This is a genomic window from Streptomyces sp. STAM6 (assembly GCF_054963715.1).
Map to the genome: position 1 here is coordinate 25,768 of NZ_JBUEFZ010000014.1, position 13,256 is coordinate 39,023.

General features: G+C 68.8%; 25 protein-coding genes. 24 read left to right on the forward strand and 1 reads right to left on the reverse strand.

Annotation, left to right across the window (positions count from 1 at the left end; translation table 11 throughout):
* The first annotated feature begins 11 nt into the window (after positions 1–11).
* Positions 12–1,514 (forward strand): recombinase family protein, encoded by a 1,503-nt coding sequence (locus tag ACY34K_RS18440; RefSeq protein ID WP_462748348.1) that lies wholly within the window; start codon positions 12–14, stop codon positions 1,512–1,514.
* Here ACY34K_RS18440 and ACY34K_RS18445 read toward each other — a convergent pair.
* Entirely contained in the window at positions 1,511–2,683 is a 1,173-nt protein-coding gene (locus ACY34K_RS18445) for a helix-turn-helix domain-containing protein (RefSeq protein WP_462748349.1), read from the reverse strand. The two genes, ACY34K_RS18440 and ACY34K_RS18445, sit on opposite strands and share 4 nt — an antisense overlap.
* A gap of 92 nt (positions 2,684–2,775) precedes the next feature.
* On the opposite strand from ACY34K_RS18445, the gene ACY34K_RS18450 reads away from it, so the two are divergent.
* The 23 genes from ACY34K_RS18450 (at position 2,776) to ACY34K_RS18560 (ending at position 12,676) form a co-directional block, all read left to right on the forward strand.
* Positions 2,776–3,015, forward strand: a complete 240-nt coding sequence (locus ACY34K_RS18450) for a helix-turn-helix domain-containing protein (RefSeq protein ID WP_462748351.1) — start codon at positions 2,776–2,778, stop codon at positions 3,013–3,015.
* Positions 3,016–3,122: 107 nt separating this feature from the next.
* Positions 3,123–3,464: a hypothetical protein gene (locus ACY34K_RS18455; protein ID WP_462748353.1), complete on the forward strand. Its 342-nt coding sequence runs from the start codon at positions 3,123–3,125 to the stop codon at positions 3,462–3,464.
* A complete protein-coding gene (locus tag ACY34K_RS18460; RefSeq protein ID WP_462748354.1) occupies positions 3,461–3,637 on the forward strand; it encodes a hypothetical protein in 177 nt (58 codons plus the stop codon). The genes ACY34K_RS18455 and ACY34K_RS18460 overlap by 4 nt, the downstream gene beginning before the upstream one ends.
* The gene (locus ACY34K_RS18465) at positions 3,634–3,816 is read left to right on the forward strand and encodes a hypothetical protein (protein WP_462748357.1); all 183 of its coding nucleotides are present in this window, start codon (positions 3,634–3,636) and stop codon (positions 3,814–3,816) included. The genes ACY34K_RS18460 and ACY34K_RS18465 overlap by 4 nt, the downstream gene beginning before the upstream one ends.
* The gene (locus tag ACY34K_RS18470) at positions 3,813–4,085 is read left to right on the forward strand and encodes a hypothetical protein (protein ID WP_462748358.1); all 273 of its coding nucleotides are present in this window, start codon (positions 3,813–3,815) and stop codon (positions 4,083–4,085) included. The genes ACY34K_RS18465 and ACY34K_RS18470 overlap by 4 nt, the downstream gene beginning before the upstream one ends.
* Positions 4,086–4,163: 78 nt before the next feature.
* Entirely contained in the window at positions 4,164–5,090 is a 927-nt protein-coding gene (locus ACY34K_RS18475; protein WP_462748359.1) for a bifunctional DNA primase/polymerase, read from the forward strand.
* Complete coding sequence (locus ACY34K_RS18480) at positions 5,078–6,262, forward strand: AAA family ATPase (protein ID WP_462748361.1); 1,185 nt, start codon at positions 5,078–5,080, stop codon at positions 6,260–6,262. Before ACY34K_RS18475 ends, ACY34K_RS18480 begins: the two co-directional genes overlap by 13 nt.
* 275 nt (positions 6,263–6,537) lie before the next feature.
* On the forward strand, positions 6,538–6,717 hold the full coding sequence (locus tag ACY34K_RS18485; protein WP_462748363.1) for a hypothetical protein: 180 nt from the start codon (positions 6,538–6,540) through the stop codon (positions 6,715–6,717).
* Positions 6,714–6,935, forward strand: a complete 222-nt coding sequence (locus ACY34K_RS18490) for a hypothetical protein (RefSeq protein ID WP_462748365.1) — start codon at positions 6,714–6,716, stop codon at positions 6,933–6,935. Before ACY34K_RS18485 ends, ACY34K_RS18490 begins: the two co-directional genes overlap by 4 nt.
* Positions 6,925–7,401: a single-stranded DNA-binding protein gene (locus ACY34K_RS18495; RefSeq protein WP_462748367.1), complete on the forward strand. Its 477-nt coding sequence runs from the start codon at positions 6,925–6,927 to the stop codon at positions 7,399–7,401. Before ACY34K_RS18490 ends, ACY34K_RS18495 begins: the two co-directional genes overlap by 11 nt.
* 17 nt (positions 7,402–7,418) lie before the next feature.
* Complete coding sequence (locus tag ACY34K_RS18500) at positions 7,419–7,616, forward strand: hypothetical protein (protein ID WP_462748368.1); 198 nt, start codon at positions 7,419–7,421, stop codon at positions 7,614–7,616.
* Complete coding sequence (locus ACY34K_RS18505) at positions 7,613–8,287, forward strand: hypothetical protein (RefSeq protein WP_462748369.1); 675 nt, start codon at positions 7,613–7,615, stop codon at positions 8,285–8,287. Before ACY34K_RS18500 ends, ACY34K_RS18505 begins: the two co-directional genes overlap by 4 nt.
* Complete coding sequence (locus ACY34K_RS18510) at positions 8,257–8,436, forward strand: hypothetical protein (RefSeq protein ID WP_462748370.1); 180 nt, start codon at positions 8,257–8,259, stop codon at positions 8,434–8,436. The genes ACY34K_RS18505 and ACY34K_RS18510 overlap by 31 nt, the downstream gene beginning before the upstream one ends.
* A gap of 41 nt (positions 8,437–8,477) precedes the next feature.
* Entirely contained in the window at positions 8,478–8,720 is a 243-nt protein-coding gene (locus tag ACY34K_RS18515; protein ID WP_462748371.1) for a hypothetical protein, read from the forward strand.
* A gap of 125 nt (positions 8,721–8,845) precedes the next feature.
* The gene (locus ACY34K_RS18520) at positions 8,846–9,007 is read left to right on the forward strand and encodes a hypothetical protein (RefSeq protein ID WP_462748374.1); all 162 of its coding nucleotides are present in this window, start codon (positions 8,846–8,848) and stop codon (positions 9,005–9,007) included.
* Positions 9,004–9,288, forward strand: coding sequence for a hypothetical protein (locus ACY34K_RS18525; protein WP_462748376.1), 285 nt, complete (start codon positions 9,004–9,006; stop codon positions 9,286–9,288). The genes ACY34K_RS18520 and ACY34K_RS18525 overlap by 4 nt, the downstream gene beginning before the upstream one ends.
* Positions 9,285–9,665, forward strand: coding sequence for a DUF6907 domain-containing protein (locus ACY34K_RS18530; RefSeq protein ID WP_462748378.1), 381 nt, complete (start codon positions 9,285–9,287; stop codon positions 9,663–9,665). Before ACY34K_RS18525 ends, ACY34K_RS18530 begins: the two co-directional genes overlap by 4 nt.
* Complete coding sequence (locus ACY34K_RS18535; protein ID WP_462748380.1) at positions 9,662–10,783, forward strand: conjugal transfer protein; 1,122 nt, start codon at positions 9,662–9,664, stop codon at positions 10,781–10,783. The genes ACY34K_RS18530 and ACY34K_RS18535 overlap by 4 nt, the downstream gene beginning before the upstream one ends.
* Positions 10,780–10,944: a hypothetical protein gene (locus ACY34K_RS18540; protein WP_462748382.1), complete on the forward strand. Its 165-nt coding sequence runs from the start codon at positions 10,780–10,782 to the stop codon at positions 10,942–10,944. Before ACY34K_RS18535 ends, ACY34K_RS18540 begins: the two co-directional genes overlap by 4 nt.
* Before the next feature lie 11 nt (positions 10,945–10,955).
* A complete protein-coding gene (locus ACY34K_RS18545) occupies positions 10,956–11,258 on the forward strand; it encodes a hypothetical protein (protein ID WP_462748384.1) in 303 nt (100 codons plus the stop codon).
* Positions 11,259–11,264: 6 nt separating this feature from the next.
* A complete protein-coding gene (locus tag ACY34K_RS18550) occupies positions 11,265–11,906 on the forward strand; it encodes a hypothetical protein (protein ID WP_462748386.1) in 642 nt (213 codons plus the stop codon).
* Between the two features lie 189 nt (positions 11,907–12,095).
* Positions 12,096–12,500 (forward strand): hypothetical protein, encoded by a 405-nt coding sequence (locus ACY34K_RS18555; RefSeq protein ID WP_462748389.1) that lies wholly within the window; start codon positions 12,096–12,098, stop codon positions 12,498–12,500.
* Positions 12,497–12,676, forward strand: coding sequence for a hypothetical protein (locus tag ACY34K_RS18560; RefSeq protein ID WP_462748391.1), 180 nt, complete (start codon positions 12,497–12,499; stop codon positions 12,674–12,676). Before ACY34K_RS18555 ends, ACY34K_RS18560 begins: the two co-directional genes overlap by 4 nt.
* Positions 12,677–13,256: the final 580 nt, after the last annotated feature.

The following is a 13,256-nucleotide window of genomic DNA, read 5'->3' on the forward strand; positions in this document are numbered from 1 at the left end:
ACACTTGGGACATGAAGACCACCCACACGGCCGATGGCCGGGTCCGCGCCGTCATCTACGTCCGCATCAGCCAGGACCGCTCCGGCGCCCACCTCGGCGTCGACCGGCAGCGCGAGGACTGCGAGGCCCTCGCCGAACGGAACGGGTGGGAGGTCGTCGAGACCTACGTCGACAACGACATGTCGGCGTACAGCGGCAAGCCCCGCAAGGACTACCGCCGCATGCTCGCCGACCTCGAGGAGGGCACAGCCACCGTCGTCATCGCCTGGCACACCGACCGGCTCCACCGCTCCCCCACCGAGCTGGAGGAGTACATCGACATCTCCGAACGCCGCGGCGTGACCACCCACACCTGCCAGGCCGGACCTATCGACCTGGCCACCCCCTCCGGCCGCATGGTCGCGCGCATGCTCGGCGCCGTCGCACGGCATGAGTCCGAGCACAAGGCCGAACGCGTCGCCCGTGCCCGGCAGCAGAAGGCGAAGGCCGGCGAATGGGGTGGAGGCATCCGCCCGTTCGGCTGGGGCATGCCGACCGGTGAGACCACCACGAAGGTCGACAAGAAGACCGGCGACGAGGTCCAGGTGCCCGTCCTGGACATGACCAAGCTGGTCCCCGAGGAGGCCGCGGCGGTCGAGCACGGCATCAACAGCATGCTGGCCGGCGGATCCATCAACGGATTCACACGCTGGCTGGCCGATAAGGGGCTCACGACCACGCGCGGCAACCCCATCACCCAGCAGGAAGCGCGGGAGATGCTGGTGCGCCCCAGGAACGCCGGAATCGCCGTCTACAGGGGCGAGGAGATCGGGCCCGGCGCATGGGAGCCGATCGTCGACGAGGCGCGCTTCAGGGCCGTCGTAGCGATCCTGTCCGACCCGTCCCGCCGCACCACTCCGGGTCCGGAACCGAAGTGGTTCGGATCAGGGATCTACAGGTGCGGTCTCGGTGGCTGCACTCAGACGATGATCTGCAGTCGGTGCGGCGGCTCCAATCGCCCGAGCTACCGGTGCCAGACCAGGCACGGCGGCTCCCGGCGCGCCGACAAACTCGACGAGTATGTGCAGGACCTCATCATCGAGCGCCTGTCGCGCCCCGACGCGCATGACCTCCTGCTGCCCGGCCCCGGCGACATCAACATTGCCGCCCTTCAAGCGGAAAGCGAGCAGATCCGGCGCCGCCTCACCGACCTGGCCGGCCTCTTCGGCTCCGGGCAGATCACGATGGCCCAGTTCACCGAGGGCTCCGACACGGCGCGCGCCCAACTGGAGGGCGTCAACAAGCAGCTGGGCAAAGCGGCCTTCAAGGATCCGCTGGTGCGGCTGGTGGGAGCACCCGACGTGCGCGCCGCATGGAAGGCCACGCCGCTGGATCAGCAGCGCGCCGCACTGCGCGCGCTGATGACCGTCACCGTGCGGCCAGCACGCCCCGGACGTATGCCCGACGGCGGATACTTTGACTACGAGACAATCGACGTCGCTTGGAATCGAGAAGGGCAGGGAAAGGGGCGCTAGAGCAACTTTCGAGCAACTGCGCGCATTTCTTCATCAGTCATCCCATGCCTGCGCTTGCCCAGCTTCGGCGGCAGGGTTTGGCGGTACTCGTGCAGAAGAGGCAGAGGGTCAATCCCTACTGCTCCAGCGAACGCCGCAATGCGATTCTGAGCCGATGTTCGGTCTGTGGCGACTGCCGCCCAGTTACCGTGTTCAATTGCATCGATCACGCCCGGGCGAACGCGGGCAGCGGCTGCCACTTCTTCGGTAGTGAGACCGGCATCAATACGAGCCTGAGCCAGCTTTCCGCCGATGGTTTGCGGGTCTTCTCCAGGCCTATCTCGACCGCCTCCAACCTCATCGGCCTCGAGGGATCGACCTCCCTCTTCACGCGATGGCACCACAGGGACCGTCGATGTCGAGACTTCCGTTGCTTCCACCCTCTCGGATAGCTGCGCTACACGCCGACGGAGCAGCTCGATCTCTTTATTGAAATCCGGGTTACGGATGAAGCCCATCTCGTCGAGACGCGACGCGACCGCGCTAGCCACTTGCTGAGCGCGCGCGTGAGTAAGAGCCTCGACGATCTCGTTCGAGATTCCCATCTCTTCAACCCATTGCTCGAAGCGCTTTTCCTGCAAGCGCAGCCGAGCTTCAGTGGCACTACCCGCATCTTCGCCCTTTTCATCAGCCGGGGGCGTCCGACTGGTATCCCACTCCCACCTGGCTGGGATGAAATCGAGCGCAACATACTCCCGCACCACAGCCTGTACGCGATCAAGAAAATCGGCTGTGGGATCGACAGCGAGCACGCATTTCAAGTACTCAACGATTGGAAATCGCAGCAACGGGTCGGTTTCCACGTCTTCTGCATTGGCAACCTCCCCTGGGTTCCCCTCCTCGGGGGGGAGGAGGAAGTACGTAAAAGGCACGTCGAAAATTTGGCAGAACGCAGCGATCTCGTCGGCGTCGAACTTGCGCGGCCGCCCCCCTTGCCAAGCCCTCTCGGCCGCACTGACGCTCGCGTTGGACCACACGCGGCCGGTGTAGCGACCCAGCTTCGCGCCGAGCTCCTGCTGCTTCCACCCCTTGGCCCTGCGCGCCCGGAGCAGGTTGTAGGAGACCAGCTGGTTGGGCGACATGGGGGTCGGTCGCTCGGCCGGCTCCGGGTACAGCGGATTCTCGGTCATAGAGCCACCGTAGACCACGGGTCAACGAGATGTGAAGCGATCGTTTCGGATTTGGTTGACTCCCAGCCACCACGAGCCCTACGCTTCACATCATGCAGACTGAATCAACCTCGCGGTTGAACAAACCCCCGCTGCGAGCAGCTCGCCACGCCATGGGGTTGAGCCTGCGCGCCACGGCGAGGCGTTCTGGCATCGACCCGGGCCACCTCTCGAAGGTCGAGCGCGGGGAGAAGCAGTTGTCCGTCGAGGCCCTGTATCGCCTCTCGACGGTGCTTGAGCTGCAGGAACTCGCAGCGCTGCTGAAGCCCTACGTGCAGAACAAGGCCGCATGACGCGCCCCGCGGCGACGAGTGCCGCAAACGACGACAGCGCCCGGGGTGCGACCCAGGCGCCGTCTGTCGAGCAAATCGAATCCGCATGCCAGCAGATCGGAAGCTCAATGACCACTGTACCGACCACAGCGCCCTGCGCGCAGCCGAACGACAGCCGACCCATCCCCTCCGTCGAGCACGTCATCGCGGCTCCGCTGCCGCAGCTGCTCGCCGAGCAGAACGCCACACTCGTCGACATCACCAGCGTCACCCAGCCGTGGTTCTACGGGCAGCTCATCGAGAAGCGGTCCGGCGTCCTCATCCTCGCCATGCCCGCCGGCCAGAACCCCACCGAGCGCGACGCCGCCGCACGGCTGCTCATCGCCCACCTCCACGGTCTCGCCAAGGACCTGTTCCCCGCCCACATGACCGCCACGACTGTCATCGACAACGGGGAGGACGTGCTGTGACCAGCGCTGCAGCCCTGGCGACCCTCGCCGAAGCCCGCAAAGGCGCCGTCGGCAACATGGCCGAGATCCTCGACATCATCGCCGCCGAGATCCGCCGCACCGACGACCCTGCCGGTGTCGCCAAGCAGGTTCTACACCTCCTCTGCCGCGCCCGCCACGAGGCCTGCCCGTGAGTGCGCCCCAGCAGAGAACCGACGCGGCCGGGGACACCCCCGGCCGCCCGGCCCGGCCCGCCGGCTACTGGGAACGCATCGACCGCCTCGTCGACCAGGCACCGTCCCTCACCGACGAGCAGCGCGCCCGACTCCGCGTCATCTTCCACCAGACCGCACAGGCCCAGGAGGCAGCGTGACCAGCACCCAGGACCACCGCCCCGGCCAGTGGCCGGTCGACCAGCCCGTCGAGCTGAATGGTTCAGAGCACCCCGAAGCGCCCGACGTACAGCAGTACCTGCAGCGCACTGCGGAACTCGCCCGGTTCCACGTCACCCTCGGCTCGGTCCGCGCCGACCTCGAGGAACAGCCCAGCCCCATGTGCGTCCGCACGGCCGCCCGCCGCTGGTGCGAGGCCATCACCGCCATGGCCGAGGACATCACCCGCGGGATGCGAGACACCGCATAGCCGAACGGCGGGCGCCACTGGGGGTGGCGCCCGCCCCTCACGGACAACCAGACCCAGCTCGTAGAAGAGAGCACGTTCGTGACCGTCGGCCTCCGTATCCCCGCCGCACTCCCAGCCGCCGCCGAAACCTACGCGGCAGCGGGCATCAAGGTCTTTCGCGTCCGCCGCAGCAAGGCGCCTTACGCCAACTGCCCCCGCTGCGACCGCCAGAGCAGCCTGTACGTCAAGCACCGCCCGGAGCACTGCCAGTGCGGCGTCCCCACCTGCCACGGCTTCCACGCCGCCACCACCGACCTCGACCTCGTCCGCCGCTGGTGGCGCGAGGAACCCGACGCCAACATCGGCGCGCCCTGCAAGCTGAACGGGTGGGCCGTCATCGACATCGACCCCCGAAACGGCGGCCGCGAATCCCTCCAGCGCCTGGAGGAGCGAGTCGGCGTCCTGCCCGGCACCACTATGCAGATCACCGGCGGCGACGGCCTTCACATCCTGTACCGCTCCCCCGACTTCGAACTGCCCGGCCTGCTCGGCCCCGGCATCGACTTCAAGCACAACGGCTACATCCTGCTCGCCCCATCGGTGCACGCTTCGGGCGGCCGCTACCAGTGGGCGGGCAGCGGCGAGTACCTGGCGCCGACCGTTGACTGGCCCGAGTCCCTGCTGCCGCGCAAGCAGCGGCGGTCCGCCCCCGCAACCCGGCCGGCGCCGCGGCATCGCTTCCCCTCGCCGGAACGGGCTCGGGGGCGGCCGGGCGGCGGCCGCATGTGGACCGTCCCTGACCTCGTCCAGCACGTCATGGACGCTCACGAAGGCAACCGCAACAACGCCTTCTTCTTCGCCGCATGCCGGGCGCACGAACTCGCCGAGCAGAACCTCATCGACCTCGGCGAGGCGCAACTGGGCCTGCTGTCCGCCGCCTCCGCCGTCGGCCTCGGCGACACCGAGGCGCGTGCCTCTTTCGACAGCGCGTCCACCCGGCCGAGCGACCGGGGGTGGGTGGCTTGACGACCGAGTTCGATCAAGCATGGGACGCCTACCTCGGCCCGGACGGCGAGGAGCCGCCCATGGACTGGGGAGACGTAGGGGTGGCGCCCGCCGAGAAAGGGCCGGCGCCGCGCACCTGGGGCGCCCAGGACTTGCGGTCCGTCCTCGACGGCTCATACGCGCCGCCCCAGCCCAGCGTCGGGCGCCGCGACGACGGCGTCGGCCTGTTCTACCCCGGCCGAATGAACAGCGTGGCCAGCGAGTCCGAAGCGGGCAAGACGTGGTTCGCCCTCATCGCCTGCCTCCAGGAGATCAACGACGGCAACCACGTCCTCTACCTCGACTTCGAGGACGACGCGGGTGGCGTCGTCGGCCGACTCCTCTGCCTCGGCGCCAACCCGACAGACGTTTTGGAGTACTTCCACTACGTCCGCCCCGAGAACAGCCCGAGCGACATCGACCTCATCGACCTGGCCGCCGTCCTCGACCACGAACCGACGCTTGCCATCGTCGACGGTGTCACCGAGGGCATGAGCCTCTTCGGCCTGGAACTCAAGGACAACACCGACATCGCCAAGTTCGGCCGGCTCCTGCTGCGCCCTCTGATGAACGCCGGAGCCGCCGTCGTCACCCTCGATCACGTCGTCAAGTCCTCGGAGAACCGCGGCCGGTACAGCATCGGCGGCGTACACAAGCTCAACGGCCTCAACGGCGTGATGTACATGCTCGAGAACCGGCGCCCCTTCGGCATCGGCGTCACCGGCAAGTCCACCATCCGCGTCGCCAAGGACCGCCCCGGCCAGATCCGCAAGAACGGCCTGGCGCACGCCAGCGGCATGCACTGGTACGCCGACCTCGTCGTCAAGTCCGAGTCCGCCGAGTTCGCCGAGGCCCACCTGTACGCGCCGATCCAGCGCGCCGAAGAGGACCGCCAGGACGACGAGGAGCGCAAGCGCCTGGGTCTGCTGAAGCGCAAGGTGCTCGAGGCCCTAACGGGCGCTCGGGAGCCGCTCACCGGCAAGGGCATCGAGGACCGCGTGAGTGGCCGCGCGGCCGACATCCGGCAGGCCGTCGCTGCCCTGGTCGACGAGGGCCGGATCAACACCGACCGAGGGGCGCGCGGCGCCATCCTCCACAGCCTCGCGACGCCAGGAATGGAAGCGGACAAGTCGCCCGAACCGGAGGCCGCATGACCTCGTCCCGGACATGGGACGAGGTCGCTCGCCCCCCTTTGTCCGAATTCGATCCCGATCCGTGACCCGCACCCTGCGAAATGACCTCGTCCGACCTCGTCCCACCTCGTCCCGGACGAGGTCGTGAGTCCTCGTCCCTCGTCCCACTTCTTTAGGTGGGACGAGGACGAGGTCACACAACACCACTCGTCACAGGAACCCGGGACGAGGACGAGGTCACCAACTACCTCAGGAGCACGCCCCATGCCCGAGATCAACCAGAGCCGGACCCAGCCGTGAACGTCGACGACGTCGTGGCCGAGAAGATCGCCGCCGCCCGTACCCGCATCGAGCGGGAGAAGCGCCGCCGCGCCGCCCTCGCCGCCGCCCGCCGCCGCGGCGTCGCCGTGCGCCACGCCGCCAAGCTCCGCCAGCTCAACTACCGCCGCACCTACCCCGAGAAGGAGACACCGTGACACCTGCCGCGCAGGAACGGGTCGACAAGGCGTACCGCGCCCTGAACAGGGCCGACGCCCTCATCGACCAATGGGCCGGCGACAAGACGCTCATCACCCGCAGCGCGGCCGCCGACCTGTTCGCGTCCGTCCTCGAACTCAACGGCTGGGAGCAACGCGACGCCCGCCCCCAGCTCCACTCCGTGCCCACCCAGAAGGAGGCCCCTGATGGCCGGTGAAACTTCCATCACGATCGTCGGCAACCTCGTCGACGACCCCGAACTCCGCTTCACCCCCGCCGGCGCCGCCGTCTGCAAGTTCCGCGTTGCCTCCACCCCCCGCGTCTTCAACAAGACCACCAACCAGTGGGAAGACGGGGAGGCCCTGTTTCTCACCTGCTCCGTGTGGCGGCAAGCCGCCGAGAACGCAGCCGAGACCCTCGGCCGCGGCATGCGCGTCATCGTCCAGGGCCGCCTCAAACAGCGGTCCTACGAGGACCGCGAAGGCATCAAGCGCACCGTCTTCGAGGTCGACGCCGACGAGGTCGGCCCGTCGCTGCTGCGAGCCTCCGCCACCGTCACCAAGAACACGGCAAGCAGCGGTCAGCAGCCGAGCGCCCAGGCCCCCGGCGACGGCTGGGGAGGCGCCCGGCCCGCGTCGGCCGCCACCACCGCGGCGAGCCGCAGCGACGAGCCCCCCTTCTAGACCAGGAAGGTCACGCCATGACCCCCTCGGAAATCACCATCCTCTTTCTCGGCTTCAGCGTCGGCGTCTTCGTCATGACTCTCACCAGCGTCATCGACAGCTACGCGGACATCCGGCGCTCCCGGCTCTGCGCGGAACGCGTGCTTGCCGGAAACCGCAAATGGCTCGCCACCGACGGCTGGCGGAAAGCCCTTGCTACCCGGGAGCGGGCGTGAACCAGTGCGGACTGTGCGAGCGGAACGAGACCGACGGCTACCTCTGCCCCGGCTGCACCCTCGCGACCGCCCGTCGGCTCGACCGCATGCCGAAGCTGTACGCCGGACTGGCCGCCTTTCTCCAGCCCGGCGGACAGCGAGAGGGCGGAGGCCGTCCCCAGACTGTGGACGCCTCCCTACCCATCCCCGAGCCGGTACTGAGCCTCAGGGGACCCGGCGGCATCGTCGGCGTCCTGGAGGACTGGCGCAGCGCCATGCAGGCCGACCGCGGCTGGACCGATCCGGTCGCCACCGGCCTGGTCGAGGAGCGCATCCTCCGGGCTGCCCGCGCCCTGTCCATGAACCTGGACTGGATCGCCACCAGCTGGCCGCTGGCCGGCGCGTTCGCTGAGGAGATCCGCGACCTCGAGCGCGACGTCGCATCGATCGTCAATCCAGCCGATCGCACCGAGCGCGGCACCCGCCTGGGAACCTGCCCGGCCGTGGACAGCAGCGGCGCCATCTGTGGCGCCGTACTCCGCCACTACCCAGGCGACCGGGCCATCACCTGCAAGTGGTGCGGGTGCTCGTTCCCTCCTGCCACATGGGCGGATTTGAAGGCCTTCATCGACCACGACGGGCGTACCCGATCGGAGGAACCATGCCCGAGCGAATCCTCACCTGCCGCATGACGAACCGGTACGGCAAACAGTGCACCGGCGAGGCGATCGACCCCGGCGGCGAGGCACTGATCTGCGCCCGGCACGCCGCCGAGGTCATGCGCACGGTGAGTGCCGCCCAGAACACCAGGGTCAACAGGGGCAACGTGCAGGCAACTTGATAGCCCGCGATCCTTGCTATCCAACCCTAGGGTTGGATAGCATGCGAGAGGTGGAAGCGAAACCCTGGCGGGATCGCGTTCGTCAGGAGGACGAGCTGGTGGAACAGCTCAAACTCCAGATCTCCGAAGCCGCCAAACGCAGAGCTCTAGCCCTACTGGACGGCGTCTCGGACCTCGGCTCCATCGCCGAGGTCGCCCGAGACCTAGGCAAGAGCTGGACCGCCATCGATAAGGCGATCAAGAAGAACGGGCCCGCAGAGCGCGACCCCACCACAACCACATAGAAGCGGGGCCGGACGACAGCTCCCCAGGTGGTGGAACACCTGGGAGCGGCCGCGTCGCCCGACCCCATCGCACCGGAGCGCTGACACGCCCCGGCACTTGCCCACGAACGAGACAGGACCTCGTCATGGACCACCAGAACAGTAGCGCGCCCGCACGCGCCCAGGTCAGCCCGGACAGGCGGCTGATCGCCGCCGGCAGGATCAGCCGCCGCGACGGCCGCACCATCACCGTGCGCGCCACGCCCGCCGGCGTCACCGGCACCATCCGCCCGGACGGTGTGCGATGACGGAACAGGCCACCACCCCGGCCATCAGCGCCGACACCATCGCCCTCCTCGGCATGCTCGCCGACAAGCTCGCCGGCCACCGCCCCGAGACCGTCATGCGCGAGGAGACCCGCCTCGCACAGGCACTGGTCATGGCGGAACGGCTCCACGGACCGACCGAAGCCGCGTTTGCCGCCGAGCAGGACCTCCTCGCCGCCGCCCCGCCTGTCCGCAACCCGCAGACCCGCGGTGAGTACGCGGCCTTGCTCCGGCTGATCGCGAACGGGGTGACCGTCCAGTGATCGCGCCCCGCACCGTCACGGTGCCCACCCGTGACCACGGCAACGTAGAGACGATCTGTCCCCCCTGGTGTGCTCAGCAGTACCACCAGGTGAACGGCTACCGCGCCGACATCACCCACGCGAGCGCGGACACGGAACTCACCCTGCCGACGAGCAGGGGCCCCGCGGTGGCTCTGCGACTCGTCCTCGAGCAGCGTCCGTACACGCAGCTTCCGCCCGGCAGGGACGTCTTCGCGAACGTCGAGATCGACGGCGACTGGTACCCCATGGGCCCGCACGGGCTCGACGCCATCGCCGACGCCCTCATCGAGAACGCCGCAGAGATCCGATTTGCCGCCCGACGCCTCACCGCCCTCCTTGCGAAGGGGGCCCTGTGAACACGGCATCGAACCCCCGGCTGACCCGCGGCCAGTCCGTCGTCCTCGGCGCCGCGACCGCACCCATGGCCGCCGTGGGAGGGGTCGGCGCATGGGGCACCTACACCAACATCTCCGTCGAGTTCGGCCGGGCGGCCACCGCCGCCGGTGTCGTCGCGGCCGGCGAAGGCGTCGTCCTCACCCTCGCCCTGGTCATGCTCGGCGTCACGATGCTCGGCCAAACCGCCCCCGCCCCCGTAAGAGCCGGCCTCTGGCTCGCCCCGGTCGCAGCCGCGGCCACCGGCATCTCCGTCGCCGACACCCCGCGCGAGGCCGTGGTGTACGCGATCACCCCCATGGCCATGTCGGCCGCCGCGGAAGGCATGGCGTTCGTCGCCCGTCGCGTCGTCGTCTACCGCACCGGCACGGACACCGAAGCCCAGCGGCGGAACGCCGAAGCTGTGCAGCAGCTCGCCTACCACCAAGCCGTCGCCACACGGCACCCCGACGAGGAAGTCCGCGACGCGGCACTGCGGAAGTCATGGAAGCTCGCGCGGCGGGTCGGCCTAGGCGACACCGAGCTGGGAGCCGACCTCGTCCAGGTGCAGCGCGACAGGCTCCGGCAGGGAGCGGACTCGGCCCTCCTCGGGATGTACAGCCCAGCATCGGAGCCCGAGCCAAGGGACGCCCGCCCGAACCGGCACTCCGCGTCGGAGGTGCTGCGACGCCGGTTCGCCGAGATGGACCCCGCTGATGCGATCCGCATCGCCCACGATGCGCAGCCGGACATGCGACCCGCTGAACTCGCCGCGCTGCTCGTCGGATACGGGGTCGTCGTCGACGCCGTCCAGGTCGCCCTCGTCCTCGGCCACACACCCGAGCGCATCATCATCGAGCGCGACGATGCGGACGATGCGCCGCAGGTCGGGGCCCTACCGGCCCCGAGCAAGGCCCAGGCCATCCTCGACGCCGCGGCAGCGCTCGGCCCTCGCCCCAAGGCCGCCGACATCGTCGACCGCGTCCAGCGCATCAACCGCATCACCGTCGATGCGCCCTACGTTCGCACCGTGCTCTCCCGTGAGAAGAAGAGCCGCAAGTCCGCGGCAGAACGGGACGGCGAAACGGGGTTCTACCCGTGATCACCTTCCACGCGCTCGGCTACTGGGGACTGCTCGGCATTCCCTCCGCGCTCGTCGTCGCCCGGCTCCTGCCCACCGGCAGTACACCGCGCCGCTACCTCACCCGCGCCGCGCTCGGCGCGCTCCTGCTCATCGCCGCGATCACCGCGCTCTCGTACTGAAGGACACGACGATGAAGACCACCCTGCTCGCTGCGATCGACACCGCGACCGCCCACACCATGGCCGCCCCGCCCGCCGCGCCTGGCGCCCCCAGCGGATCCGTACCTCTCTCCGTCCTGATGATCGTCGTGCTCTCCTTCTGGGCCTGGCACCTGCACAAGCACGGCAAGGACACCAAGAAGCTGCACCTGCTGCCCGGATTCGTCTGCCTCGGTCTCGGCCTGTGCATGTCCGGCACTCAGATCGGCGCCACCATCGGCACCCTGTTCGGCAGCGTCGGTCAGATGCTCACCACCTTGATCGGCAACGCCTGACCACAGATGGCCACCAACCCCGAGGACGACACCCTCGAACTCCCTCCCGTGCCCACCTTCGGGCGCGGGAGGCCCCACTGGGCCGCCCACCGCATCCATCCCCGCCGGATCACCATCGGCCACGCGAAGCTCTACGGCCGACTCCGCCGCTGGGTTCGCGCCCAGGACCGAGACGGCCATGGCGGCACAATCGCCGCCCGCGGCTCCGGCCTCGCCCTCAGCGCCCTGGTTGCCTGGCGCACCGCCAGCGACGAGCCCCGGCTCCTCGCCGCCACGGCTGCCGCCTACGCCATCGCGGCCTGGCGAGCCGGCCGCCCCGTACCCCTCACCGAGGAAGAACTCCGCCGCCGCTTCCTCTCCGGCATCCAGCACCTCATCGGAGACCGGCCCGGCATTCACCTCCGCGAGCTGTACGACGCCTTCCAAGCCCGCCCGGCAACCGCGCACCTCGACGACGCCCGCCTCCGAGCACTCCTCGACCACTGCGGCGTGCCGGTCGACAAGATCCGCGTCGGCGACATCACCGGACGCAAGGGCATCCGCGCGTCCGACATCCAAGCCCTCCTCTCCCCTGCTGCCGAGCACACCCCTTCTGAGGCTGTAGACGCAGGTCAGGGCACCGGAGAAGGGGCTGTAGACCCCGCCTGAACCGGCTGTAGACCGACCCGTAGACCCCTGGGAGCACCCCATGCGACGACACATCCATGCCCTCATCCGCGCCGCCCTGCGGACCGACCACGCCACCTACTACTGCCCGAGCTGCGGCGGCTGGTACCCCATCGGCCACTTCTGCCAATAAGGCTGACGAGCCCGCTCGACCGCGAGACCATGACCGCCATGAACCGCGAGACACGGCCCACCGGCGTGGAGTTCGGGCCGAACAAGACTCTTCGAGTCACCGGCAGCGGTCTATCGCACTACCTAGGCCTGGCCCTCGGCTTCGTGACTATGGCTGCAGCAGTCGCCGGCTGGGCGATCCTGAACAGCATCCCTGCTTACGCCCCGCCCGACCCGCCCACGCCGCCTCCCGCCATTACGCCCACCCTCGCACCGCCGGCGCCCACCTTCACCAGTGCAGCGAGCGACGACCTCGCCCTCCCAACCCCCGACGTGTGCCTTGACGCGCACGCCCGGGGAGTCATACCCCGTGACCGCTGGACACCGTGCGGCCAGATCCTCGGCTACTTCGACGACTTGACCACTCCGCCACCCAACATCGACGGCGGCATCATGGAGCCATGACCGAGCCTCTCCTCGTCGACCTCTACGCCGCCCAGGCGGCCACTGGCGTCAAGCCCGGAACCCTCCGTGTCTGGCTCCACCGCGGCCGCCTCACCCACCACGGCCACGACTGCGCCGGCCGCGACCTGGTCGACCTCAACGAGGTCCAGCATCGTCTAATGACCCAGGCCGCTTGAACCATTAACCACCAGGTGTAACACTGAGGGCACGTCCGGCGTGCCCGGACCCACCAGCACAGCGCAAGGCCCCGACCATTCCCCCCGGTCGGGGCCTTCACTGATAGGTGGCGCGCAAGCGAGAGTCAGGTGGTACCTGAGCAAGACGCGATCGCGTATCCGCCGCTGCTCGTGTTCTCTGCAACGACCTCACCGTCAACGAGGATTTGGCACGTCAAATCGCCGGCGGGCCCAGTGTTCTGCGCGGAGAAGTACAGATGAGTGTCCACCCCAGCTGAGAACATTAGAATCAGCGGCTCCCCGGACTCATCGGTCAGCGGCACGGTCTGCCCGTTGGCCTGAGCCAACTGGCCGCCAGCGCTCCAAGTAACGTCGACCCCTTCCGCGTCACCCGACAGGCGATACTCCACCGTTCGAGTCGTAGCGGCCGAGCCGTCACTGTCGCGAGGCCCTGCAAACCACACTGCTACCGCAGCTCCGATCAGTCCCATGATGATTAGCAGTCGCCAGGGAACCCGCCTGCGCCTAGTCGGCTGACCTGTTTCCATCGCCCCCCCACGTCGAGGGACACACCGTAGCG